This window comes from Nostoc sp. MS1 (assembly GCF_019976755.1).
In the GTDB taxonomy this organism is placed as follows: Bacteria; Cyanobacteriota; Cyanobacteriia; order Cyanobacteriales; family Nostocaceae; genus Trichormus.
The window spans coordinates 3870970-3894630 of record NZ_AP023441.1 but is presented as its reverse complement, the minus strand read 5'-3'; the positions used below and the strand labels follow the sequence as shown (position 1 = coordinate 3894630).

At 42.2% G+C, this 23661-nt stretch carries 27 protein-coding genes; 16 read left to right on the top strand and 11 right to left on the bottom strand.

What is annotated here, in order from left to right; genetic code table 11:
• Nucleotides 1-135: 135 nt before the first annotated feature.
• The 8 genes from NSMS1_RS16865 to rpaB all read right to left on the bottom strand — a co-directional run bounded on the left by NSMS1_RS16865 (nt 136) and on the right by rpaB (nt 6127).
• Nucleotides 136-810, bottom strand: coding sequence for a PEP-CTERM sorting domain-containing protein (locus tag NSMS1_RS16865; RefSeq protein ID WP_224085783.1), 675 nt, complete (start codon nt 808-810; stop codon nt 136-138).
• A gap of 397 nt (nt 811-1207) precedes the next feature.
• A complete protein-coding gene (locus NSMS1_RS16860) occupies nt 1208-1942 on the bottom strand; it encodes a PEP-CTERM sorting domain-containing protein (protein ID WP_224085781.1) in 735 nt (244 codons plus the stop codon).
• 377 nt (nt 1943-2319) lie between these two features.
• Complete coding sequence (locus NSMS1_RS16855) at nt 2320-2574, bottom strand: DUF4351 domain-containing protein (protein WP_224085779.1); 255 nt, start codon at nt 2572-2574, stop codon at nt 2320-2322.
• A complete protein-coding gene (locus NSMS1_RS16850; protein ID WP_224085777.1) occupies nt 2574-3443 on the bottom strand; it encodes an Rpn family recombination-promoting nuclease/putative transposase in 870 nt (289 codons plus the stop codon). Before NSMS1_RS16850 ends, NSMS1_RS16855 begins: the two co-directional genes overlap by 1 nt.
• A complete protein-coding gene (locus NSMS1_RS16845) occupies nt 3444-3962 on the bottom strand; it encodes a DUF456 domain-containing protein (RefSeq protein WP_224085775.1) in 519 nt (172 codons plus the stop codon).
• Between the two features lie 24 nt (nt 3963-3986).
• Nucleotides 3987-4637 carry a Uma2 family endonuclease gene (locus tag NSMS1_RS16840; protein WP_224085772.1) on the bottom strand — a complete coding sequence of 217 codons (651 nt, stop codon included), beginning with the start codon at nt 4635-4637 and terminating at the stop codon, nt 3987-3989.
• A gap of 59 nt (nt 4638-4696) precedes the next feature.
• Nucleotides 4697-5350, bottom strand: coding sequence for a cofactor assembly of complex C subunit B (locus tag NSMS1_RS16835; protein ID WP_224085770.1), 654 nt, complete (start codon nt 5348-5350; stop codon nt 4697-4699).
• Nucleotides 5351-5398: 48 nt separating this feature from the next.
• Nucleotides 5399-6127, bottom strand: a complete 729-nt coding sequence (gene rpaB, locus NSMS1_RS16830) for a response regulator transcription factor RpaB (protein WP_067774651.1) — start codon at nt 6125-6127, stop codon at nt 5399-5401.
• A gap of 175 nt (nt 6128-6302) precedes the next feature.
• On the opposite strand from rpaB, the gene radA reads away from it, so the two are divergent.
• The 3 genes from radA to NSMS1_RS16815 all read left to right on the top strand — a co-directional run bounded on the left by radA (nt 6303) and on the right by NSMS1_RS16815 (nt 9204).
• Nucleotides 6303-7817 carry a DNA repair protein RadA gene (gene radA, locus NSMS1_RS16825; protein WP_224085768.1) on the top strand — a complete coding sequence of 505 codons (1515 nt, stop codon included), beginning with the start codon at nt 6303-6305 and terminating at the stop codon, nt 7815-7817.
• An 86-nt stretch (nt 7818-7903) separates the two neighbouring features.
• Complete coding sequence (locus NSMS1_RS16820) at nt 7904-8659, top strand: Uma2 family endonuclease (RefSeq protein WP_224085766.1); 756 nt, start codon at nt 7904-7906, stop codon at nt 8657-8659.
• 305 nt (nt 8660-8964) lie between these two features.
• The gene (locus tag NSMS1_RS16815) at nt 8965-9204 is read left to right on the top strand and encodes a WD40 repeat domain-containing protein (protein WP_224095258.1); all 240 of its coding nucleotides are present in this window, start codon (nt 8965-8967) and stop codon (nt 9202-9204) included.
• 287 nt (nt 9205-9491) lie between these two features.
• Here the strand turns inward: NSMS1_RS16815 and NSMS1_RS16810 are convergent, their stop codons facing one another.
• A complete protein-coding gene (locus tag NSMS1_RS16810; RefSeq protein WP_224085765.1) occupies nt 9492-9965 on the bottom strand; it encodes a hypothetical protein in 474 nt (157 codons plus the stop codon).
• Nucleotides 9966-10293: 328 nt separating this feature from the next.
• Between NSMS1_RS16810 and NSMS1_RS16805 the strand changes: the two genes are divergently transcribed.
• The 5 genes from NSMS1_RS16805 (at nt 10294) to NSMS1_RS16790 (ending at nt 12859) form a co-directional block, all read left to right on the top strand.
• Nucleotides 10294-10533, top strand: a complete 240-nt coding sequence (locus NSMS1_RS16805; protein WP_224085763.1) for a hypothetical protein — start codon at nt 10294-10296, stop codon at nt 10531-10533.
• Nucleotides 10534-10603: 70 nt separating this feature from the next.
• Nucleotides 10604-10696 (top strand): HNH endonuclease, encoded by a 93-nt coding sequence (locus NSMS1_RS35345; protein ID WP_317986602.1) that lies wholly within the window; start codon nt 10604-10606, stop codon nt 10694-10696.
• A gap of 102 nt (nt 10697-10798) precedes the next feature.
• Entirely contained in the window at nt 10799-10975 is a 177-nt protein-coding gene (locus NSMS1_RS35340) for a hypothetical protein (RefSeq protein ID WP_317986520.1), read from the top strand.
• Between the two features lie 72 nt (nt 10976-11047).
• A complete protein-coding gene (locus NSMS1_RS16795) occupies nt 11048-11848 on the top strand; it encodes a Uma2 family endonuclease (RefSeq protein ID WP_224085760.1) in 801 nt (266 codons plus the stop codon).
• Between the two features lie 114 nt (nt 11849-11962).
• Entirely contained in the window at nt 11963-12859 is an 897-nt protein-coding gene (locus NSMS1_RS16790) for an SDH family Clp fold serine proteinase (protein ID WP_224085759.1), read from the top strand.
• Here NSMS1_RS16790 and NSMS1_RS16785 read toward each other — a convergent pair.
• Nucleotides 12856-13563, bottom strand: coding sequence for a peptidoglycan-binding protein (locus NSMS1_RS16785; RefSeq protein ID WP_224085757.1), 708 nt, complete (start codon nt 13561-13563; stop codon nt 12856-12858). The genes NSMS1_RS16790 and NSMS1_RS16785 overlap by 4 nt on opposite strands.
• A gap of 216 nt (nt 13564-13779) precedes the next feature.
• Here NSMS1_RS16785 and NSMS1_RS16780 point away from each other — a divergent pair, with 216 nt between their 5' ends.
• From NSMS1_RS16780 to NSMS1_RS16745, 8 genes are all read left to right on the top strand, one after another.
• Entirely contained in the window at nt 13780-15219 is a 1440-nt protein-coding gene (locus NSMS1_RS16780; RefSeq protein ID WP_224085755.1) for a hypothetical protein, read from the top strand.
• A 290-nt stretch (nt 15220-15509) separates the two neighbouring features.
• Nucleotides 15510-15971, top strand: a complete 462-nt coding sequence (rimP, locus tag NSMS1_RS16775) for a ribosome maturation factor RimP (RefSeq protein ID WP_224085753.1) — start codon at nt 15510-15512, stop codon at nt 15969-15971.
• 160 nt (nt 15972-16131) lie between these two features.
• Nucleotides 16132-17409, top strand: coding sequence for a transcription termination factor NusA (nusA, locus tag NSMS1_RS16770; RefSeq protein ID WP_224085749.1), 1278 nt, complete (start codon nt 16132-16134; stop codon nt 17407-17409).
• 148 nt (nt 17410-17557) lie between these two features.
• Nucleotides 17558-17830, top strand: a complete 273-nt coding sequence (locus NSMS1_RS16765) for a YlxR family protein (protein WP_224085747.1) — start codon at nt 17558-17560, stop codon at nt 17828-17830.
• Between the two features lie 105 nt (nt 17831-17935).
• Nucleotides 17936-18226 (top strand): hypothetical protein, encoded by a 291-nt coding sequence (locus tag NSMS1_RS16760; protein WP_224085745.1) that lies wholly within the window; start codon nt 17936-17938, stop codon nt 18224-18226.
• A gap of 71 nt (nt 18227-18297) precedes the next feature.
• Nucleotides 18298-21423, top strand: a complete 3126-nt coding sequence (gene infB, locus NSMS1_RS16755; protein WP_224085743.1) for a translation initiation factor IF-2 — start codon at nt 18298-18300, stop codon at nt 21421-21423.
• Between the two features lie 276 nt (nt 21424-21699).
• Nucleotides 21700-22311 carry a low-complexity tail membrane protein gene (locus NSMS1_RS16750; RefSeq protein WP_224085741.1) on the top strand — a complete coding sequence of 204 codons (612 nt, stop codon included), beginning with the start codon at nt 21700-21702 and terminating at the stop codon, nt 22309-22311.
• A 6-nt stretch (nt 22312-22317) separates the two neighbouring features.
• Nucleotides 22318-22515 carry a hypothetical protein gene (locus NSMS1_RS16745; protein WP_224085739.1) on the top strand — a complete coding sequence of 66 codons (198 nt, stop codon included), beginning with the start codon at nt 22318-22320 and terminating at the stop codon, nt 22513-22515.
• A gap of 83 nt (nt 22516-22598) precedes the next feature.
• Here NSMS1_RS16745 and NSMS1_RS16740 read toward each other — a convergent pair whose 3' ends face one another.
• Nucleotides 22599-23624, bottom strand: coding sequence for a zinc-dependent alcohol dehydrogenase (locus tag NSMS1_RS16740; RefSeq protein WP_224085738.1), 1026 nt, complete (start codon nt 23622-23624; stop codon nt 22599-22601).
• Between the last annotated feature and the right edge of the window lie 37 nt (nt 23625-23661).

Here is a 23661-nt window from a genome sequence, read left to right as displayed (position 1 = left end):
CCAATTTTGGTAGGTGAAACTTACCCAATTAAAACTAAAAAAATTGATTTAACTAGGATTAATCTAGCTAAACCAAGGAATTATATAAAAGTTGCTTTTTATTTTAAAAGCAACTTTTTAAAATTTAGGGCATTCTTAAGCAAGAGTTTTGCGACGACGAGACATAGCCACACCTACACCGACTAACCCTAGTCCTAGCATAGTAGCTGGTTCAGGGGTAGGAGTTGCTGTTGGAGTACCAAAGTAGAAGCCGGAAAAAGTCGTTGTAACTGAACCTCCACCTGCAAGTAAGGAACTAATAGCGGCGGCTGTAAGACCTCTACCACCTGTTTGTAAGGTTAAAATCCCTTCACCGTTGGACAACTCATTCGTAAGAACATTCTTAAATTTTCCTGTAGTTGTAATATCGATAGCTACTAAGTTTGTAGCAGCTTGTCTAACACTGTATGAGGCAGCCTCTCCAATAAAAGTACTACCACTAAGGGTACCACCAAGCAAAGTTAGAAAAGGATTAACAAATGTGCCAGCACTAAAGCTGGTAATGTTATTTATGGTACCACTTGTGAAACCAGTAAAGTTACCAGTGGATAAACCCGTATTGATGGAAAACGTTTTTGGGTTTGTGAATGTAACAGAGTCTGATTTTATCGTTGCAGAAACAGTAGGATCACTGGCAAAAGAGAATTCACCTACCAACTGAGCAGCTTGAGCAGAACTAGCAGAGGTAAATACACCAGCAGCAGCTACGGGTGCAGCAGCTAATATTGCAACTGCTCCTTTAAAAAAGTTAGATTTACAGATGACCATCATAGGCTCCTAATAAAAGTAGAGGAAACTGAAATTATGTCTTGAATGTTAGTTAAACACTAGCTTCAGACTACGTACCTTACACAGTAAATATATAAAGTACGCTATGTGCAGAAAATTACTGTATTTGTTACCTAATAGTAGAATTACATAAGTATGTGGGGGTATGCAACATCATCTATGCGACTTTACAAACTCTTCACTCTCAAACTAAATGTTCTTTGTATTTCTACTTAGAAAAAAGATTTTGTAAACAATGCTAATTACCTCCTCATAGATTTTCAGACATACTCTAAGGAGTTCTAGGTATTATCAAAATGATAGTTTTGAGATTATGTATGAAATTACAAGAGTTTAAAGACGTAATTCAGATTCAACCTAATCGATAAAGATAAGTTTACTAAGCTGAGTTTTTGACACAGCGAGATACAGCCATTACCCCAGCGACTAACCCCAATCCAAATATTGTCGCTGGTTCTGGAATAGTTCCGCAGTCTCCACATACAGATGTAAAAACGATACCAGTGAAATTTAAGTCTGAAATACTACCATCTGTAGCAAGTACTTGTTGAACATCAAAAATTGTTTTATTGCCGATTACGAAGGTTAGCAATCCAAAGCCATTTGTTGTTTCATCAGAATTATCACCCTTGAAGAACCCCGAAAGCGAAACCTCAACCACAGTACTTGTAAGACTTGGAATAAGTCGATAAGTACTATTAGTGAGATTGAAAGTATTTTTTCTATCCGTCAAAGAGCTTGTATCAGTATTAGGTGAAATTACATCACCGCCAGGAATTGAACCGAGATCAAGAAATAAGCTTTCATGCCCAACAAGAGTCCCAAAAGTAATATTGTTCGTAATATTACCTGTATTAAATCTTAAAAAATTTCCGGTCTGAACAATAATATTAACTGGTGTTATTGGTTTAGGTGCGAAACTTAAGAAATTTTTTGTTAGGGTAGCATTGCTACTACCAAACCCAATAGTGTAACCAGGATATAATATAAATTCGCCTTGCAAGACAGCAGCCTGGGCATTATCAGTACATATCGATACACTAGCAGCTACAGGCAAAGATGCAAATGTTGCAATTGCTCGTTTAAAAAAACTTGTTTTAGAGATAACGTTCATAGTGTTTTTAGACTATAGTTGAGTATATTAAGTTACAGATACTCATTAAATGCTTACGTATTTACGGTATAAGTACATAATTACTCAGTATATTAAAATATATAATCACCAAATTTGTTTAAGTGGATGTTAATTTATTTACATTTTGTTAAAATTTATCTTTTTTGCTGAAGGCTAAAAACATACGGATTGACAGTAAAAGTAAATTCTCTGTTAAAGTTTTTAAATAAAAGAATACTTATGAAAACTTCGTATATAAGAATACCACCAAAGATGCAATCGCCAACACCCCTTAAATTAAATTCCCCTAGTATTGAGCGATCGCTCTGGTTGTTCACTCTCAGCCAAAATTTCCTGATAAATCACTGACTCGCGCACTATTCCCTCCCGGAATGGGTATCTAACCACGAGAATAAATCAGCCAGGCTAGTAAAATCTAAAAGTGCTTCGCCCAGATTTTCTAATTGCTCCAAAGATGAAGTTTCTAGGCGATCGCTCACATCTTGAGGTAATTCTCCCACCCGTTTTTGTAATAGTCGCAGAATAAGCGATCGCTCTCTTTGTAAACCTCGCTGTTCGCCTCGTTGTTCACCCTCGGCGAGAATTTCCTGATAAATGACTGACTCGCGCACTATTCCCTCCCGGAATGAGTATCTAACCACGAAAGCAAATCAGCCAAGCTAGTAAAATCTAACAGTGCTTCGCCCAGATTTTCTAATTGTTCTAAGGATAAAGTTTCCAGGCGATCGCTCACATCTTGAGGTAATTCTCCCACCTGTTTTCTTAGTAGTCGTAGAATAAGCGATCGCTCTCTTTGTATACCACGCTGTTCGCCTCGCTGCTCACCTATTTGTACGCCTCGCTGTTCACCTTCAGCCAAAATTTCCTGATAAATGACTGACTCGCGCATCATTCCCTCCCGGAATAGTTGTTTAATCAAGTCTTTTTTATATTTTAACCCTGCTAATATTTGAGTATAAGCAGATATTTCTGAGCGTTGTGTAGGTTCAAGTTGATTAACTTGTTGCACAACTTGTTGTAGTAAAACTTGTGGCTGAGTTGTTGCTGTGAGTGGTGCTAATGGTAACAAAGCTGAGTCATTGAGAAATAGTTCTGAGTTTTCCTCCCACATCCGAATTACTCTGTATTCATGACGTGTATTTTCTACTGAAAAAACAGTTTCAATCACTGTGTCTGGTGCGGGAGGAAGCAATAAAACCACAACTTGAGTGATTGGTAGACGATACAAACGATATAACCTCACCCAATAATCCAACATCCGCAGAGGTAATGGGGGTGTTGATTCAAGTTTGGTTTGAAATTCTAGATGGAGAATACGTCCTTCCAATTGTAAGAAGGTGACGTAATCAGCGCGTATTGGTTCAATGCTTAATTCGGTTTTGAGAACTTTCACACTTGTTTGCGGTGTTCCTAAAACCCAACTTGCAAAGTTTTGGGGATATTTTTCTGATAACAGCTTGCAAAGATTATCAAATGACATCTAACCACCAAATACTTGTGACCACGTTGTCAACAAGAATACCGCAACTGCCGCGATCGCCAACACTCCTTGAATTAAGTTACCTACCAAAGTACCTACAATAATACCGACACCAGCCTTCACCGCTAACCAAAATTCTCTTCGGTAAATATATTCGGCAACAATTGCACCCAATAAAGGCCCAAATAAAATACCTAACAAGGGGCCGCCAAAGGGTAAAGCTGGTAATAATCCGAAAAATCCCAACAACAAACCAACAAATGCGCCAATTTGTCCCCACTTACTAGCACCTGCTTGTTTTGCGCCTAAGTACCCTGCCAGGAAATCAACTCCGATACTTAAAATTAAAACAATTGCCGTAACAATTAAGGGAATTTTAATTGCTGCAAAAGAACTACTCACAATTCCCCAAATAATAATTGCAATTAAAATTAAACTTGTTCCTGGAATCGCTGGAACCACTGCACCAACAATTCCTACAAGCATGACAGCAATCAGTAACCAATAAATAATTTGCATAATTTGTTTATTTTTTATTTCGATTTAACTATGTGCCTGTGCATTAGAAATTTGCTGTCTTACCCAAGTACGAAAGGCATTTTTTGCTGCTATTTGTCCTATTTTTTTGCTTTCTTGGATAAATTGAGGAATGTCTCTTATCTTGACTGGAACAAAAGTAGGACTAAATTCTACTTCTGAGTATTTATTAGCTGATAGAGTATAGATTCGCAATACAGTCCCGTTATATCGCCAAAACTCAGGGATACCCATCGCCGCATAAAGAGATAATTTATCGATTTTAGGTCTAGAGAAATCTATCTCTAATACTAAATCTGGTGGGGGATCTTTATCTAAATCAATATTTTCTTTATCTCTAACTAAAAATTCATTCTGAATATAATAGCTACTATCTGGCTCTGCACCTTTTTCTAAATCGTCTCTTATTAAGGTGAGTGAACCTGTACTTTTAACCTCTAAGCCTAATTCTTCACATAGCACGAGAATAAAACCTTCAATTAAGCGATTAGAGTTCTCATGCGGCATGAGTGGGGTCATTATTTCTACTATTGCGTTGTCATAGGTAAGTCGGGAGTTTCTTCCATTTCCCATATCAGCCAATATTGCTTTGAATGTTTGCCAACTAATGTTTTGTAATACGGTTCTTGTTTCTACAAGTTGTGGCGTTGTTATCATAGTAATTTAGGCTGGGGAAGAGATCATCTCACGCACAGACGCACAGCATTTGAGAGTTTTTAGGGTTTACTATTTATTGATTGGAGCGTGACTGCTAATTTATCTGCAATTCCAGCTACCCAATTTTCGTCTTGTTTGGTATAACTTCTAGGCGCATTAGCTCCTAATATTAATAATCCTTGCTCACCAATTGGTTGGCAAATTACACCTTGGGTATTTTCAGGTAAATAATCAAATTCAATCCGTCCTGGGTAGACATTTAAAGCTACTAAATAAATAGGTTTTTGTTTTTCCAAAACCATTTTGACAATTGGCCCTGGTGTGACTTCTGCTTTGGGAGCCAGAATACCGCGACGTAACAAAACTTTGCCTTGATAGTAAACCACTAGCGATCGCGTTACCGTATTAGTCAATAACAAATGGGATGCCCAAGCTAGTTCTGTTTTCACGGCTTCTGGTAAATCTGCTGCTAACTCAAAACCTTCTTCACCAATTAGTTCTACTGCATCCGGCGATCGCGGCTGCACCTGTTGCCAAATTAAACCCGTTAAAATCAGTACGGCACTCAAAATCACCCCCAATACATCACCTCTGGCTTGGGAATTGGTGATTTCCGGTGTTAACAAACGGTTAATCAGCAAAAGTGTAGCGCCTAGTCCTCCAACCACTAGAGGTAAGCGCCGTAAAACTCGATTAGGATCAGATTTTGTCATTAGTCATTGGTCATTAGTCATTAGTCAACAGTCAACAGTCAACAATTTCTACTCTTCTCCTGGTTCAATTATGCGTTGAAACAAGTAGCCAGTACCCCGTGCGGTGAGTATTAATTCTGGGTTACTGGGATCATCTTCTAACTTTGCTCGCAGGCGGGAGATATGTACATCTACTACGCGGGTATCTACATGGCGTTCTGGAGTGTAACCCCATACTTCCTGTAAAATTTCTGACCGGGAAAAGGCTTCGCCAGAGCGACTGACTAGCAACTCTAGTAAACTAAATTCCATGCCTGTTAAGCGGATACGCTCATCACCTTTGTAAACTTGGCGCTTGTTGGTATCGATTTTGATATTACCAACATGAATCACTCCCGAACTAGGGATACCAGAAGCACCAGTTTTATCTACCCGACGTAATACAGAGCGAATCCGCGCTTCTAGCTCTTTGGGGGAGAATGGTTTAACTACGTAGTCATCAGCACCTAATTCTAACCCAGTGATGCGATCGGCAACATCCCCCAAGGCTGTTAGCATAATGATAGGGACATCTGATTCTTTACGTAATTCTTGACAAACACCGTAGCCATCGAGCTTTGGCATCATTACATCCAGAACTACCAAGTCGGGATCAGATTTGCGGAAAGTATCTAAAGCTTCTTCGCCGTCGCCAGCTGTCACTACATCGTAGCCAATCATTGAAAGGCGCGTTTCTAAAATCCGGCGAATGCTGGCTTCGTCGTCTACTACCAGGATTTTTTCTTTATGAGTTTCCAAGTTTCTCAACGCTCCTTAACTAAAATTTTCATGATTAATTTTTAATACCATAATATTAAGATATCATTCCCTCAAATGATCTGGAAAATGCTCTAACCCTACTATTTATGGGATTTTCAATCTGAGCAATAATTAAGCAAAAATTAAGATATTTAATATTAGTTAAGAATTAAGAATGCCAAAGCCAAAAACCTTTTACATTTGTAACGAATGTGGTGCTGAATCTCCCCAATGGTTTGGTAAGTGTCCAGCTTGTGGTACTTACAACTCCCTAGAAGAACAACTTACCATTCAATCTTCCGTAGATGTACCTAAAGGAGGTGTCAGTGGTTGGCACGCAGCCCAAAATAATGGAAAAGCAGTCAAGCCAGCAAAACCGCGCGCTTCATTAACATTTGACCAAATAACCGATCGCCAAATTGCCCGTTGGGAATCTGGCTATGGAGAACTCGATCGGGTGCTTGGCGGTGGCGTAGTTCCGGGTTCTATGGTGTTAATTGGCGGTGATCCTGGTATTGGTAAATCTACCTTATTATTACAAGTCTCAAACCAATTAGCGCAGAGATATCGTATCCTTTATGTAACTGGTGAAGAATCAGGACAGCAAGTAAAATTAAGAGCTTCTCGCTTAGGTGTAGCAAAAACCTTAAACGTTGTCGGAGAAGATGGTGAGGAGTCAGAACAAACACCTCAATTATCAATAGCTGAAGGTGTAGGTGCTGATTTATACGTCTTACCAGAAACAGATTTAGAAGAAATTTTACGAGAAGTCGATTCACTTAAACCCAATGTGGCAGTAATCGACAGTATTCAAACCGTATTTTTCCCTGCCCTTACCTCTGCACCCGGTTCAGTTGCTCAAGTAAGGGAATGTACAGCCGCCTTGATGAAGGTGGCGAAACACGAAGACATCACCATGTTGATTGTTGGACACGTCACCAAGGAAGGGGCGATCGCCGGGCCGAAAGTTTTAGAACACTTAGTAGATACAGTACTGTATTTTGAAGGCGATCGCTTCGCCTCCCATCGGTTATTACGTACAGTCAAAAACCGCTTCGGTGCAACTCACGAAATCGGTATTTTTGAAATGGTGCAGAACGGACTCCGTGAAGTCTCTAACCCCAGCGAGTTATTTATAGGCAACCGTGATGATCCTGCACCGGGTACTGCGCTCGTTGTCGCCTGCGAAGGTACACGCCCCATTGTAGTTGAGTTACAAGCCTTAGTCAGCCCTACCAGTTACCCATCCCCCAGACGGGCGGGTACTGGTATAGATTACAATCGCCTAGTGCAGATACTCGCCGTCTTAGAAAAGCGCGTCGGGATACCCATGTCGAAACTAGACTCCTACGTCGCCTCGGCTGGGGGGTTAAATGTAGAAGAACCAGCCGTCGATTTAGGTATCGCCATTGCCATTGTCGCCAGTTTCCGCGATCGCATCGTTGACCCAGGTACAGTATTGATAGGCGAAGTCGGCTTAGGTGGACAGGTGCGATCAGTTTCCCAAATGGAACTACGCCTCAAAGAAGCAGCTAAACTAGGATTTAAACGTGCGATCGTTCCCAAGGGTCAAAAATTTCCCGACTTTGACATCGAAATTTTACCAGTTGCCAAAGTTATAGATGCAATTATTGCCGCTATCCCCCATCAAGAATTGACAGAAGACGACTTAGACATGGACGAAGAATAGATACTAGTCAATTGACAGTTGACAGTTGTTTTTTTCCTCTGCTCCCCTGCTCCCTTATCTCCCCCACTTACTACTCCCCTCCAGATATGACAGCCATCATCACCCCCAACTACCAAATCACCTGGGAAAAACTTCCCGATGATTACAAGCTACCAGACGATCCAGTGGACAACATCAACCAACCTTTTCTAGCCGCAGCACTGACTGAAAGCTTAGAACTTGCAGGAAAACTACCCGCCAACGCCCTAACTACTACAAATTACGGCATTTGCGCCACCTTGAATAGTAAAACCGTTGTTAAAGCCCCAGACTGGGCATATATTCCTCAAATCAAGGTTAGTAGAGAAGAAGTCATCCGCAGTTACACTCCTCAACTGGAAGGAGACATCCCCGCAATTGTCATGGAATTTTTGTCTGATACAGAGGGGAGTGAATATTCCATCAAATTCACCTATCCTCCAGGTAAATGGTTCTTTTACGAGAGCGTATTAAAAGTACCAAATTACGCCATCTTTGAACCAGCAAGTGGGGATTTGGAAGTGTATCACCTAGATCAAAATACAGCTAGATATACCCTACAAAGCGCCAACGAAAACCAACATTACTGGATAGAGGAAATGAATCTTTACCTTGGTGTATGGCAAGGTACGCGAGAAAATCGTACAGGTAATTGGCTGCGCTGGTGGGATGAAAACGGACAATTACTATTATGGGGTTCAGAGTTAGTCGAACAAGAACGCCAACGCGCTGAACAAGAAAGACAACGCGCTGAACAAGAACGTCAACGTGCTGAACGACTAGCAGCACAACTCCGCGCTGCGGGAATTGAACCGGAAGATTAGACTGTTTACTCAAAATTGAAAATGCGATCGCCTACGGTGGAGCAGAGCATCGTCGCCAGCCAGCTAGATTGAGCATTTGAGCGATTCTAGCTTTTTTATTTGCAGTGCAACATCTCTACTTTTCTTGTCGTGAATCTTTAGGAGAAGAATGAAAACCCCCTTGTATCTTAGAAAGTGTGGGAGATTTTGAATGAAGCGATCGCTACGGCGTAAATCGTTTAAATCTAATCTATTACAAGTTGCCCGACCTGTAGATGTAACACCAATAACTCTTGTAGCGTCTGCTGACCAAATAAAGTGTTCAGATCACTATCCTGACTAGTCATTCTGACTCGGTTTATTCGCTGACTATCAGTAGTGATGGGCAAATTCTCGCTAGTGGTAGTGACGACTCAACTATCAAACTCTGGTCAATAGTCACAGGAGAACAAATTCACACTCTCAGTCATTTTTACGCAGTTTTGTCTGTCGCCTTTAACTCCGATCGCAATTGGCTGGCGGCTGGAGACTATAGCGGCAATATCAAAATTTGGCGACGCAGCTAGTTTAATGATCGGAACATCAGAATTAAAATTTTAACCCTCGACTGTTTCGTTCTCAACACAAAAATTTTAACTGGAAACGAAAACATTCTCACTTTAAACAAAAATGTTCTCGTTTCAACCAAAAACGTTCTCACTTCAAACGAAAACGTTCTCGTTTAAAACAAGAACGTTCTCACTTACAACAGGAAAGTTTTAGTTCTGAACTCGGAGTTTTTCACTTCAAACAGAAACATCCAAGCTCAGAAGCTAAAATTTGTTGTTTTCCGCTAAAGTCACCGAGTAAATTTCTAAACTGACGAGGCTTGTGGCTGCACTTTTTTAGATTTCCGGGCAAATCTTCGTCCTAAATCATCAACCATTGAATCTAAACCAGCACCTTTACCACTAGCTTTAGCATAGTTATACACCATCAACCCCGCAGCATAAGCTTCACTGCCCACAGCCACAGATGTATCATCCACCAGTTCTTGCAGTTGCGTCAACGACAGCAAAATGGGATACAACGCTTCAAATAATTCAATATCTCGACGCATTTCGTCTAAGTCAAAAGAGCGCGGTAAAAAATCAGGGTTTTGTGTAGCTATTTCCAACGCCTTACTCACAAACGCGCGACTCTTATCACCCAGCTTAGGTAAAGATTTACGCTCCTCCGTTGTCAAATCTACCAAGAATGGGAGCTTTTCTTTAATAGTATTAATTGCTTGCATCACCGCTTCCCTGTCTGCTGGGGTAAGTTTGGCACTGACTTTAGATTCTGGCATTTTTCATACACCTTTAACTGCACTTAGTTTCAGTATTCCCCAAGTCAGCTAGTCAACCATAGTTAGTTATAAGCAATTAAGCCAATTTTTTTATACCATTGAACAAACAAGATTTTACTGATTACCAGCCTTAAACAAGTTTGAATAATCAAAATACTACAATCAAATCAAAGTATACCCGATGATGAGGTTCTTAAATGTTGTCACACAAAACCAGCGAGTAGTTATAATCACTAGCTTTGCTTCTGGAAACGAGAATTTATAGAATTTTTTCCTTGATACAATATCTTTATATCAAAATGTATCTATCAATCATACATATCGTTCTATGACAACCATAATTGCTAGACCTTCATCTTTAATTGGTAGTATCAAAATAGAAAAAGTAGATAAATTTCAACTGTTCAAATTTAATGAACAACTACAAGCACGGATGGAAGAACTTTTAGAGCGCAAAAAAGCTGATTTACTAACAACAGAAGAAGTTATCGAACTTGAAGAAATTGGAGAGCTAGATAGAATTTTTACCCATATCAATGCGATGCTAGTAGCTCAAAACAATGATTGATGACGTTACTAAAGAAATTTTGCGGAAACGCGCTAATTATTTGTGCGAATATTGTCATTCTCCATAACGCATTTCTACCACAAGATTTACAATAGATCACTTGATTCCAAAATCTATTGGTGGTTCTGATGAACTTAGTAATTTAGCCTTATCTTGTCGTTGATGTAATGAGCGTCGTTATAACTTTGTTGCGGGATATGACCCAGAGACAAAAGCAATAGTACCCCTATTTAATCCTCGTCAACAAGTTTGGTCAGAGCATTTTATGTGGTCAGCTAATGGTAGGACAATTATTGGCATTACACCAATTGGTAGAGCCACTTGTCAGCGACTTGATATTAACGATGAACGCTATCCAGAAGATGACTCTATTCAGAGTGCGCGGGGTTATTGGTTTCAAGCTGGGTTACATCCTCCTAGTGAAGATCCAAAAGAAAATTAATCAGTAACAGATAATAAAAACAGCAGGAACATCTAAAATTTAGTTGATATCAAAACCATCACCACATAATATATGACTACCTTTCCTAAATATATTCCTCAATCTGATCCGCCTCGTCCTCCTTGGGAAACTTTACCTACAATGTATGATTTACCCAGCGATAACCCAGAGGAGCCAGGTTTGCCAGACGATTTTCACTTTTTACAACCTATACTTTTATACTTAACCTTTCAACCAATTAATTGGAATCCTGAATTAGTTTACTGTGCTGCTGACCTGAATCTTTACTACGATTTAGAGCATCCATTATGGTACAAACGCCCCGATTGGTTTGGCGTTGTCGGAGTACAAAAATTATATAAAGGTCAAGATTTACGTTTAAGTTATGTCACTTGGCAAGAACCAGCAAATCCTTTTGTAGTAGTTGAATTATTATCCCCAGGTACAGAAGACGAAGATTTAGGCAATAGTCAAAAAGCAGAAAATAAACCTCCTAGTAAATGGGAAGTTTACGAAAAAATTCTCCGCATACCCTATTACATTGTTTTCAGTCGCTACACTAACGAACTTAGAGCATTTCAATTAGTAGGCGGTCATTATGAACCGATAAATTTAACCCAAGGAAGAATATTAATGCCAGAGTTGGGTTTAAGTTTAGGTACATGGCAAGGAGTTTTTCGAGGTATTGAAAAACTATGGTTACGCTGGTTTACCTTGGCAGGGGAATTGATTCTTGAACCCGGCGAGGAAGTTGTTGCAGCCACAGAAAGAGCGATAATTGCAGAACAAGAAGCAGAACAAGCCAAAAGAAAAGCCGAACAACTAGCAGAACGTTTGCGCCAATTAGGAGTAAATCCCGATGAGCTAGTGTAAGTTATGCTTCCAGATAAACCTGTAGATAGAACTGCGATCGCCTAAAAATTGTCACAATAAGTGCGTAGGCGGAGCATCGTCGTAGACATCGCAAATTTTAGGACAATTAATTTTATGGGATTTGGTATTGGTGATTTATTCTGGATTTTTCTCTTATTATCCTCTCTACAACCCATCTGGCAAAAACGCCAAGTAGAATATCGTCGTCTTCGTGCCTTACAAGAATTTCAACAAGAACGCAAAAGCCGCGTCATCTTATTAATACATCGTCAAGAGTCCATCAGCTTATTAGGCATTCCCATCTCCCGCTACATCACCATTGAGGACTCAGAACAAATACTCCGAGCAATTCGCCTTACACCCCCTGAAGTACCCATTGATTTAATTCTTCACACACCAGGGGGTTTAGTTTTAGCTACCGAACAAATTGCTAGAGCTTTAATTCGTCACCCTGCCAAAGTTACCGTGTTTGTTCCTCACTATGCCATGAGTGGTGGAACCATGCTTGCCCTCGCCGCCGACGAAATTGTCATGGATGCCAACGCGGTACTAGGTCCAGTTGATCCCCAACTAGGTAACTTCCCAGCCGCCAGCATTCTCAAAGTCGTCAAAGATAAACCCATCGGCGACATTGACGACCAAACCCTGATTATGGCAGACCTCGCAGGTAAAGCCATTCAGCAAGTACAGCGCTTCGTGCGGACTCTGCTGAAAGATAGTATGCCTGCACAAAAAGTCAGCCCAGAAAATATCGAACCTATCATCGAAGCCTTGACAACTGGACGAGTCACCCATGACTACCCCATCACCGTAGAAGAGGCCACAGAAATGGGGCTGCCCATAACAGTTGGACTGCCCCGTTCTATCTACGATCTAATGGATTTATATCCCCAACCCCAAGGCGGAAGACCTAGTGTTCAATATATTCCCATGCCTTATGATGGTGGTCGTCCCCTTCTACCTACACCAAAAGGTAGACCTTTAGAAGAGCCTACTCAGGCTAATTCTTAAGGTGTAGTTGTCGGCGATGCTGTTGGTGTTGCTGTTGGCGATGCCGTCGGTGATGTTGTTGGCTTTGGCGATGCCGTTGGTTTTGGTGATGCCGTTGGTTTTGGCGATGTTGTTGGTTTTGGCGATGTTGTTGGTTTTGGCGATGCTGTCGGTTTTGGCGATGCTGTCGGTGTTGGTGATGCTGTCGGCGATGCCGTTGGTGTTGGCGATGCCGTTGGCGTTGGTTGACTAATAGCGTTCTTAGCTTCTTCGTTCAGTCTTTGGCGGAATGCTAGATTAGCAATACCTGTTTCTTGTAACTGAAACTTTTTCTGTAATTCCTTAACGGCAGTTTCAGTTCTGGGGCCGTAAAATTGATCGCGGGGCAGAGGCGGATTTGGCTTCAGCACCGCGTTTATGTTTGCCTGCAATATCTGAATGATGTTTGCAGCGTAATCTTGAGTCTTAGGCCCTGCTATGCCATCAACTGGAGTCAGTTTATAACCCTTTTGAAATTCACTGATAGCTTTTTTTGTCTCTGCATCAGTTAGGGGTGTATTCGTTACTTTCACGTTATAGCCCAAACCGCGTAATACAGCCCGGAATTGTTGTGGCGTATAATTACGTTGGCGAGCAGCAAAGCTTGTATTTGAAATTACTAAAGTAGAAGTAATTAAACAGGTAGCAGCAATTGCTATGCCTGATTTTCCAAAATCACACCACATAATGAAAACTCCTTCGGCTTAAATCAGCAAAATGATAAAGCTTAACAAACCAAATATCTTACTTTGCTTTGTCGTCTTTTTTTCGTTGTTTATGATTTTTGATTAAATTTACATTAATATCTCAAAAAATCCTATTATTTTTTGTCGCAAGTCATAAATTGCAACTTATTTATTTTGAAGTCATTGGTTAATAATTAGTATAATATGTAACCAAAAATGTCTAACCCCAAACCAATAAGAAAACCAAACTTATACTTTGAGAGATTAATGGCAACCATTGCCACAATTAATTTATGCTTTGTAATCTTTGATTTAAGTTACGTACCCTGGCGAGATTTCTATTTACGAAAAATCCCACAAGTTACCCAAACTTATGACCCGATAAAAGGTATTGAAAAGCACAGGGAAACTCAACAATATCTAGATAAAGTTAATGCTTTAGCAGAGCAAGTCAGCCAAACAGGTTTAACATCACCTCAAGTTAATAAACAACTAGAAGAACTCCGTCGCCTCAGCAATGAGATGATTGAGGGGAACCCATTTGCAGCCGTAGGAAAAAGCGGCACATTAGAGAGAATCAAAAATCGGATGCGCGATCGCATCAATAATAATTCTGCAAAACAGGCTTTTGCTACCTTCTGGAGTCAGCCTTACTTAAGTAAAAAAGGCTGGATACAAGAAATTAACTTTTTTAATAAAAACATTCGTCCTTTAATTGCTACCAATTACTACCGTAGAATTGGGGAAAACGGAGAGTTTTTAGATAATTTCTGGCTGATAGATTTACCCTTCGTTGCAATATTTGCTCTGGAATTATCAGCGCGTGTGATTTATGTCAAACGTCGCCATCCGGGATTTAGTTGGTTAAATGCTATTTTTTGGCGCTGGTATGACTTATTTTTATTAAGTCCCTTTTTGCGGTGGTTACGCATCATACCTGTTGTAGTTCGCCTAGACCAAGCCCGGATAGTTAATCTCCAACCCATTAGCAAACAAATTAACCAAGCAATAGTAGCCAACTTTGCCGAAGAACTAACGGAAATTGTCGTTATCAGAGTGATTAATCAGGTTCAGGGGTCAATTACAAGGGGAGAGATTACACGTTGGTTGCTACAAAATGAAAAAATACGTCCATATATAGATATAAATAACGTCAACGAAATAGAAGCGATCGCTGGTCTTCTCATTAATACAATTGTTTATCAAGTACTACCCAAAATTCAACCAGAACTCGTTGCCCTATTACGGCACAACATCGATAGCGCCTTCCATCAAGTTCCCATCTACAAAAATTTACAAACTTTACCCGGAATCGGACAAGCCCAAACCCAAATCAGCGAACAACTAGCAACACAAATCACCACAAATCTCTACAATGCCATAGTTAGCGCCGTCGAAGACCCAATAGGAGCCAAACTCACAGGCAAACTCACCCAAAGTTTCAGCCAAGCTTTAGGCTCAGAAATGCAAAAAAAGCACGTATTATCAGAAATCCAAACCCTACTGTTCGATTTCCTAGAAGAAGTCAAACTCAACTACGTACAACGCCTATCCCAAGAAGACATTGACCAAATCATCGAGCAAACCAGACAAATCAAGTCAATTCAAAATTCAAAATTCAAAATTCAAAATTCCAGACTGGGAAGTGGAGAGTAGGGAGGGGTTCTCCTACGGAGACGCTAACGCGTAGCTTGCTTCTACGGAGTGGTAAGGCTACGCGGCAATCGAGCGCAGTCGAGATTCACCGACCAGGAGTGGGGGAAGATGAGGGAGACAAGGGAGAAAAACAACTGTCAACTGTCAACTGTCAACTGTCAACTGACTAACTAAAAAATGCGCTACACTCAAATTAGGGCGAACCATCCTCGGTTCGTCACAAGACTTCTTGGAAGATATCCCTATCGCAGGAAGTGGGTTTACGCCCACTTTTTTTATTGTATTTGCACATGACTCATCCTTTAGTTCCACCAATTACAGATTTGGCAGTCCCAGTGGCAGAACAACTGGGATTGGAAGTTGTTGGCATTGTTTTTCACACTAACCAACGACCACCAGTCTTGCGGGTAGATATCCGCAACCCTCAACAGGATACTGGTCTGGATGACTGTGAGCGCATGAGCCGTGCTTTAGAAGCTGCTTTAGATGCAACGGATATCATTCCAGATGCCTATGTTTTAGAAGTGTCAAGTCCTGGTATTTCGCGGCAACTGGTAACTGACAGGGAATTTATCTCTTTTAAAGGTTTTCCTGTAATCGTTTCCACTTCCCCACCCCACGAAGGACAACAAGAGTGGATTGGTCAGTTGATTCGCCGGGATGAGACAAAAGTTTACATAAATCAAAAAGGCCGCGTCACAGAAATACCCCGTTCCTTAATTACTAGGGTATTGCTGCATGAGGGCGAATAGAAGAGGGACTAAAGGCTAGGTACTAGGAACCAGAAATGGGGAACTAGGGACTGGGAGAGAAGGAGGCAATGAAGGACTTTTTACTCCCTATCCTCTATTTTTCCCATGCTAAGTTTCCCATAGCTATTAACCAAGTCCTCATATTTAAAGGAGAATGCTTATGTCAATGGTTAGTTTACCAGGATTAAAAGATTTAATAGAAAGCATTAGTCGTGAGCGGAATTTGCCCAGGTTAGCTGTACAAGCTGCCATTAGGGAAGCACTACTTAAAGGTTATGAACGTTATCGCCGCGCTCAAAATATTGAACGGAAACAGTTCGATGAAGACTACTTCGATAACTTTGAAGTCGAACTAGATATCGATGATGAAGGATTTCGCGTCCTCTCAACCAAAACTATTGTTGAGGAAGTGAGCAATACTGACCATCAAATCTCCCTAGATGAAGTGCAGCAAGTAGCACCTGAAGCTCAACTAGGAGATTCAGTGGTGCTAGATGTGACACCAGATCAAGGTGAATTTGGGCGCATGGCGGCAATGCAAACCAAGCAAGTACTAGCGCAAAAACTCCGGGATCAACAGCGCCAGATGGTGCAAGAAGAGTTCCAAGATTTGGAAGGAACTGTACTGCAAGCTAGAGTTTTACGCTTTGAGCGTCAATCAGTAATTTTGGCAGTCAGCAGCACCTTTGGACAACCAGAAGTAGAAGCAGAATTGCCCAAGCGCGAACAATTACCCAACGATAATTACCGCGCCAATGCCACATTTAAGGTCTATCTGAAAAAAGTTTCCCAAGGTCAGCAACGGGGGCCACAGCTACTAGTATCTCGTGCTGATGCAGGTTTAGTAGTTTATCTATTTGCCAACGAAGTCCCAGAAATTGAAGACGAAGTGGTACGGATAGTTGCCGTAGCTAGGGAGGCAAACCCCCCTTCCCGCTATGTAGGTCCAAGGACTAAAATAGCAGTAGATACCCTAGACAGGGATGTTGACCCAGTAGGCGCTTGTATCGGTGCTAGGGGATCGCGGATTCAGGTAGTAGTCAACGAATTACGCGGTGAAAAAATAGACGTAATTCGTTGGTCGCCAGACCCAGCAACATATATCGCCAATGCCTTAAGTCCGGCGCGTGTGGATGAAGTGCGCCTCATGGACCCGGAGACTCGACAAACTCATGTATTAGTAGCTGAAGATCAATTAAGCTTGGCTATTGGTAAAGAAGGGCAAAATGTCCGCTTGGCTGCCCGGTTAACTGGTTGGAAAATTGATATTAAAGATAAAGCTAAGTACGACCAAGCCGCCGAGGACACAAAATTTATGGAAGCTCGTGCTAAATACCAACAAGAGCAAGAAGAGGAAGAATTTGAAGAATTTGAGGACGAAGAAGATCAACAAGAAGAATTAGAGGATGAGTCTTTCGACATCAATGATGATGAGTAATTTATTAGCCTCAAGAATTTCTGGTAAGATTAAATTAAGTATTAGTCTTAAATATAACTAGAAATTAGGCAAATACAGATAAATTATCCTTGGCATTGTCAAGTTTAATTATCATCATCCATAGTTCTGTTACAGTGACAGAAGACCGATGCAACCTAATTATCGACGTTGTATTAGTTGCCGCAAAGTTGGACTAAAACAAGACTTTTGGCGAATTGTCCGTGTCTTTCCTTCTGGGAATGTACAATTAAATGAGGGCATGGGGCGTTCAGCCTATATTTGCCAACAAGTGAGTTGCCTACAAGCGGCTCAGAAAAAAAATCGACTAGGGCGATCGCTAAAAGCGTCAGTTCCAGACACACTGTACCAAACATTGTGGCATCTCGCCCAAAATGATCCCCAAAATTCACGCTACAGCTAAAAAACATTCCTTGGCTGTAATTTGAAAGAGGAAAAGTGGCACAAGCGGAACATTTCGCCCATAACCATACCCTCTGCTTTTTTGGGGTTAGTGCCAAAATAGTAAATGGGTGTAGTTAGCAAGCGGCTCTACCGAAATTTGGAGGAGCAAAGCATTACTCCCAACAAATTTTACTCAATTGTGTTGTGGAAGGCTCAGAAACAGCAAAACAAAAACCTAAAAAATGGCAACCTGGTAGCGCTCAGGCGCAGTTCGGCATCAACGGACATCATAAAAACTTTTTATGGGCGTTCTCTAAACACCTCTTGCGGTGGCGATGTCAGCATTAACCCGAAACATCTCTCTTTCCTGATTGGAGGCACCGGCAAAATCACCAAGGGCAACCTAAAACAGTAATCAAAGGATGGAGATGTCGCACTTCCAGGCAACCATCCGCAAAAAAACTGTCACGTTAAGGGGAAGAGTGGATGAACAACGGCAAAGTTAGAATCTACGAATTATCAAAGGAATTGAATTTGGATAACAAAGAGCTATTAGCAATTTGCGACCAGCTCAACATTGCGGTCAAAAGCCATAGCAGTACAATTTCAGAATCTGAGGCAGAAAGTATCCGAGAAACTGCGGAAAAATTGGCAGCTACAAACGGAGCATCTAAAAAAGAATTAAATACAAACACCCATAAACCAAATTCAGCACCAGCTGGCTCGCGCAACCGACCTGCGCCCCCTCAAAAACAACAACAAATTTTGGAAATTCGTAAACCCAAAATATTGAGAAACACTACCTCCAACGCTCCCGAAGCGTCAGTTGCTAATAACCAAATTGCTTCTTCTGAAGCTAATTCTCCAACACCTCCACGGCCTGCCACACCAGTCTCACCCATGAAGCCGACGGTTCCATCTCGACCTGTACCACGCAATACATCTGAGACCCCACAACCAGATGTACCAGAAACAGAGCCAACCCCCAAACCGCCGGCTCCAGACAAAGTTGCAGCCCAGAAGTCAGAAAAACCTGCTCAACCAAGACCGAGTAAGCAGGAAAGAGCGCCAAAACCCCAACTGGCAGCACCACCAAGCAGACCGGTGGCAGAAAAGGCCAACCTCATAGCAGACGTAACAATTGCTTCAGGCGAGAAACCAATTCTCAAACGCGATCGCCCACGGCAAGAAGATGAGCGCGAACAAGGTAAACCCAGAGTTGCCAAAGCTGTACAGGGAGAAGTATCAACAGCGCCTGTACAAAAGCCATCTCGTCCCGGTCAAGGCCCCACAAAACCAGAGCAGCGCAGCAGTAGACCAGGCGCACCAGGAGGCGACGGAGTACGTCCACAAAGACCTGCCCGTCCATCAGTAGAAGCTGCGCCAGTCGCTACACCGCCAAGAGCGATCCCCGGTGGCCCTGGTAGAGGAGAAAGAGGCAATGTAGATACAGCAGCGATCGCACCAGACCTCCTCGACTTAAAACGCCCCACCCCACCCCGCATCGGCAAAGGTGGCAAAAAGTGGCAGGAAGAAGAAATCATCGACGAAATCAAAGAAAAAGCTGGCAAGGCAGGCGTTAAAGGCAAGCGTGTCAAGCCAGTAATGGAAGATGATTTTGAAGATGAAGACCTACTAGATGAAGAGGGCTTAGAGATACCCGCAACGGTCCAAGTTAGTCTATCTATTGCTCGTCCTCCCAAACAAAAAGCAGCTAAAACAGCACAAACGGCAATAGCCGCGCCTATCAGCGGTCCAACTGCCAGAGGTAAAAGGTCTAACAGTAACAACCGTGACCAAAACCGCCGCCAGGAAACAGAAGTCAAACGCGAGCGTCCCCAAAAAGTTGAAGTCACTGGGCCGTTGACTGTACAGGAGTTGTCCGACCTCCTAGCCGTAGCCGATACAGAGATTGTGAAAATCCTGTTCATGAAAGGCATGGCGGTGAGCATCACCCAAAACCTCGACATCCCGACAATTACCTTAGTAGGTAAAGAGTTAGAGATAGAAGTCGAAACCGTTGAACCAGAAGCGGAAGCGCGGAAAGTCACCGAAATGATCGAAGTCGATGACTTAGAACATCTAATTCGTCGTCCGCCGGTTGTCACCATCATGGGTCACGTAGACCACGGTAAAACCACCCTCCTCGACTCGATTCGCAAAACCAAAGTTGCAGCCGGTGAAGCAGGCGGTATTACCCAACATATCGGTGCTTACCACGTCGATATTGTCCATGACGGTAATCCACACCAAATTGTCTTCTTAGATACTCCTGGTCACGAAGCCTTTACTGCTATGCGGGCGAGAGGGGCTAGGGTGACAGACATCGCTGTGTTAGTCGTAGCCGCCGATGACGGTGTGCGTCCGCAAACAGTAGAAGCAATCAGCCACGCTCAAGCAGCTGAAGTACCCATTGTGGTAGCCATCAACAAAATTGACAAGGAAGGCGCACAACCAGACCGGGTAAAACAAGAACTCACCCAGTATGGTCTGACCCCAGAAGAATGGGGCGGTGAAACCATTATGGTTCCCGTCAGTGCCATCAAGGGCGAAAACCTGGATACACTGCTGGAAATGATTCTTCTGGTAGCGGAAGTAGGCGAACTCTCCGCCAACCCAGACCGGAATGCTAGAGGTACTGTAATTGAAGCCCACTTGGATAAAGCTAAGGGCGCAGTTGCCACTCTGTTGATTCAGAACGGTACTCTGCATGTAGGAGATATCCTCGTTGCTGGTTCAGCCTTTGGTAAAGTCCGGGCGATGGTTGACGATCGCCTCAGAAGAGTAGATGCAGCTGGGCCTTCATTTGCAGTTGAGGTACTCGGTTTAAGTGATGTACCCGCCGCAGGTGATGAGTTCGAGGTGTTCAACAACGAGAAAGAAGCCAGAGCATTGGCCTCAGACCGCGCCGACAAGCAACGTCTATCTCGTCTATTACAAGGACGTGTCACCCTTACCACCCTGTCCGCTCAGGCTCAAGAAGGCGAGTTGAAAGAACTCAACCTGATCCTCAAAGCCGACGTACAAGGTTCTGTAGAAGCGATCGTAGGATCACTCAAGCAAATTCCACAAAACGAAGTACAAATTCGGATGCTGTTAACGGCGGCTGGCGAAATCACCCAAACAGATATCGACTTAGCCGCAGCCAGTGGAGCCGTAATTATCGGCTTCAACACCACCTACGCCAGTGGAGCCAGACAGGCTGCTGATGAAGCAGGTGTAGATGTGCGGGAATACAACATCATCTACAAACTGATCGAAGATATCCAAGGCGCATTGGAAGGTCTGTTAGAACCAGAGTTGGTAGAAGAACCTCTGGGTCAAACCGAAGTCCGCGCCGTCTTCCCAGTGGGTCGTGGTGCTGTTGCTGGTTGTTACGTCCAATCCGGCAAACTAGTCCGCAACTGCAAAGTGCGGGTACGTCGTAACGGTAAGGTGGTCTACGAAGGCGTGCTAGATTCCCTCAAACGGATGAAAGACGACGCGCGTGAGGTCAACGCTGGTTATGAATGTGGTATTGGTATAGATAAATTCCATGACTGGGTTGAAGGTGACATCATCGAAGCCTATCAAATGGTGACAAAACGCCGTACCCTAGCGCTAACAAGATAGTGCTGAGGAACGAGTGCTGAGTTATGAGTATAGAGTTGGCCAAGCCCAACTCATACCGATTTAAACAAATCATACAATTGGTTTTATACCCATACTCAGCACTCAAACTACCAATTCCCAAAAATTCAGCAACATAAGTCATAATCAAAAACTCTCGTAAAATATGGCTTTGTTAATTTTGAATTTTGAATTTTGCGGAAAGTTCTGTAGGCGGGTTTCCCGCCGTAGGAAACTTTTCAAGACGAATTTTGAATTGGTTTAACTCAGGACTCCTTTATGCCCTCATTTCGCTCAGAACCAATACTGTGGATTCATATTGCTGGATTGGCAACACTGCCAGTCTTTTTGCTGCTGTGCTTATTGTTTCTATCTGTAGGTGAGCCAATCTTACCTGTATGGGTGGAACTTTTACTCGTAGCGGCAGCTGGTGTAATTCCGCTTTTGTGGATGCAGTTACGCCGACCCTTTTATATATATGCCATTTTAGGAATTGCTCTCAAACCAGAAAATCTGACCGAGCAGCAAAGAAAAATACTTTGTTTAATTAATACAAAATTGAATCGTGGATTGGCACTTTTGGCAGCAATTGTGTCTTTCTTTGTGTTGTGGCAGTTATATCAAGCAACGCCGTTAGTTGTCTCTATCACTCGTCATTTGCCTCAGTGGCGCATATTAGGTTTAATACTAGCGGCTTTGACCTTTTTAGCAAGTAATCTTTTTCTGCAAATTCCCGTGAGTGTAGCACGTATTTTAGTGACAAATGACACAGAATTTGCAGCGATAGAACCATTACCTTTAGAGAAGATAAACCAGGATTTTACAATTTTAGGGGTGCGGGTTAATAAAATCTTGCCCCAGTTACCTGTGAAAATAAAAACAGAGGAATGAGGAACTATGGCTAAGATTCCAGCTACCAGTAATTATAACTTTTCTAGTGATCCTGATATTTGGAATAGTCTCCAATATGCGATCGCAGCTAGTTCAGGTTTTCAGCGTTGGCAGTTAGAAAGTAATATTCACCTGAAGGAATTGCATTTAGAACAGCAAGTACAGCGTTATTTGCGGGAAACTTTAGAAACTTTAGCTTATTAAAAATTTAATTTTTCAATGGTAATATGTAATAGTAAACAACAATTACCTATTACCAACCGTACCCTAAGTATCTTACAGCCGTACTAATTACACATCATTGCCACTTTAATTACTTTTCTCGCCTTCATATCATAAAAAACTTGTTCTAAGTCTTTTAATGGGCGCTGTTCACTAATTAGTAATTCAAAAGGAATTTTTCGAGTAGCTATAAGAGCAAGTGCAGAACGAACATATTCTGGAGTATTGTGAAATACGCCTTTGAGGGTAAGTTCACTGTAATGTAATTGTTCGGTATTAACTGTAATTGTTGTATCTCTAGGACAACCACCGAATAAATTAACAGTAGCACCAGGACGAGCGCAGGCGATCGCAATTTCCCAAACGCTAGGTACTCCCGTTGCTTCAATTACCACATCTGCACCCCAGCCTTGAGTGAGTTCTTTCACTACATCTGGAATATCTGAATTTTGATGATAATTAAAAGTCTTCGCTGCACCTAACTTTTTACCAATTTCCAGCCTTTGGTCGTTACCACCCCACAATAAGACCTCAACACTATCAGCCAAAGCCGCCACAAACATTAACCCAATTGCCCCATCTCCCAATACTACAACCCTATCTCTAGGTTTGATATGAGAACGGGCTACCCCATGCAGCACACAAGCCAAAGGTTCCGTCATTGCCGCCAATTCAATTGGTAACTCATCAGGGACGGGCAGTAGATTATGCTGGACTATCGGCGCGGGAATTTTCAAATATTGGGCAAATGTACCATTATTCCAAGTCAAATGAGGGCAAAGTGAATATTCTTGTCGTTGACAAAAAAGGCATTTTTTGCATGGAGCAGAGTTATTTGCTACCACGCGATCGCCTAATTGCCAACCAGTTACATCAGCACCAACTGCAACAATTACTCCGGCTGCTTCATGACCAAACAAAGTAGGCGGCTTCAACATCTTGGCATGACCACCACGCCGCCAGACCTTTAAATCTGTACCACAAGTTGTAGCTGCTTCCACCTTAATTACTACTTCCCCAATATCTGGAGAAGGGTCAGCAACTTGTTCTAAACGTAAATCTTCCTGACCATAAAGTAAGGCAGCTAGCACAGCTTTATAACCTATAAACTTGAAAGCTACATCATTG

Excerpts from the sequence above, each read along its gene's own strand:
- NSMS1_RS16865 (WP_224085783.1), bottom strand. The coding sequence starts at position 810 with ATGATGGTCATCTGTAAATCTAACTTTTTTAAAGGAGCAGTTGCAATA.
- NSMS1_RS16860 (WP_224085781.1), bottom strand. The coding sequence starts at position 1,942 with ATGAACGTTATCTCTAAAACAAGTTTTTTTAAACGAGCAATTGCAACA.
- NSMS1_RS16850 (WP_224085777.1), bottom strand. The coding sequence starts at position 3,443 with ATGTCATTTGATAATCTTTGCAAGCTGTTATCAGAAAAATATCCCCAA.
- NSMS1_RS16845 (WP_224085775.1), bottom strand. The coding sequence starts at position 3,962 with ATGCAAATTATTTATTGGTTACTGATTGCTGTCATGCTTGTAGGAATT.
- NSMS1_RS16840 (WP_224085772.1), bottom strand. The coding sequence starts at position 4,637 with ATGATAACAACGCCACAACTTGTAGAAACAAGAACCGTATTACAAAAC.
- NSMS1_RS16835 (WP_224085770.1), bottom strand. The coding sequence starts at position 5,350 with ATGACAAAATCTGATCCTAATCGAGTTTTACGGCGCTTACCTCTAGTG.
- radA (WP_224085768.1), top strand. The coding sequence starts at position 6,303 with ATGCCAAAGCCAAAAACCTTTTACATTTGTAACGAATGTGGTGCTGAA.
- NSMS1_RS16820 (WP_224085766.1), top strand. The coding sequence starts at position 7,904 with ATGACAGCCATCATCACCCCCAACTACCAAATCACCTGGGAAAAACTT.
- NSMS1_RS16810 (WP_224085765.1), bottom strand. The coding sequence starts at position 9,965 with ATGCCAGAATCTAAAGTCAGTGCCAAACTTACCCCAGCAGACAGGGAA.
- NSMS1_RS16805 (WP_224085763.1), top strand. The coding sequence starts at position 10,294 with ATGACAACCATAATTGCTAGACCTTCATCTTTAATTGGTAGTATCAAA.
- NSMS1_RS35340 (WP_317986520.1), top strand. The coding sequence starts at position 10,799 with ATGTGGTCAGCTAATGGTAGGACAATTATTGGCATTACACCAATTGGT.
- NSMS1_RS16795 (WP_224085760.1), top strand. The coding sequence starts at position 11,048 with ATGACTACCTTTCCTAAATATATTCCTCAATCTGATCCGCCTCGTCCT.
- NSMS1_RS16790 (WP_224085759.1), top strand. The coding sequence starts at position 11,963 with ATGGGATTTGGTATTGGTGATTTATTCTGGATTTTTCTCTTATTATCC.
- NSMS1_RS16785 (WP_224085757.1), bottom strand. The coding sequence starts at position 13,563 with ATGTGGTGTGATTTTGGAAAATCAGGCATAGCAATTGCTGCTACCTGT.
- NSMS1_RS16780 (WP_224085755.1), top strand. The coding sequence starts at position 13,780 with ATGTCTAACCCCAAACCAATAAGAAAACCAAACTTATACTTTGAGAGA.
- rimP (WP_224085753.1), top strand. The coding sequence starts at position 15,510 with ATGACTCATCCTTTAGTTCCACCAATTACAGATTTGGCAGTCCCAGTG.
- nusA (WP_224085749.1), top strand. The coding sequence starts at position 16,132 with ATGTCAATGGTTAGTTTACCAGGATTAAAAGATTTAATAGAAAGCATT.
- NSMS1_RS16765 (WP_224085747.1), top strand. The coding sequence starts at position 17,558 with ATGCAACCTAATTATCGACGTTGTATTAGTTGCCGCAAAGTTGGACTA.
- NSMS1_RS16760 (WP_224085745.1), top strand. The coding sequence starts at position 17,936 with ATGGGTGTAGTTAGCAAGCGGCTCTACCGAAATTTGGAGGAGCAAAGC.
- infB (WP_224085743.1), top strand. The coding sequence starts at position 18,298 with ATGAACAACGGCAAAGTTAGAATCTACGAATTATCAAAGGAATTGAAT.
- NSMS1_RS16750 (WP_224085741.1), top strand. The coding sequence starts at position 21,700 with ATGCCCTCATTTCGCTCAGAACCAATACTGTGGATTCATATTGCTGGA.
- NSMS1_RS16745 (WP_224085739.1), top strand. The coding sequence starts at position 22,318 with ATGGCTAAGATTCCAGCTACCAGTAATTATAACTTTTCTAGTGATCCT.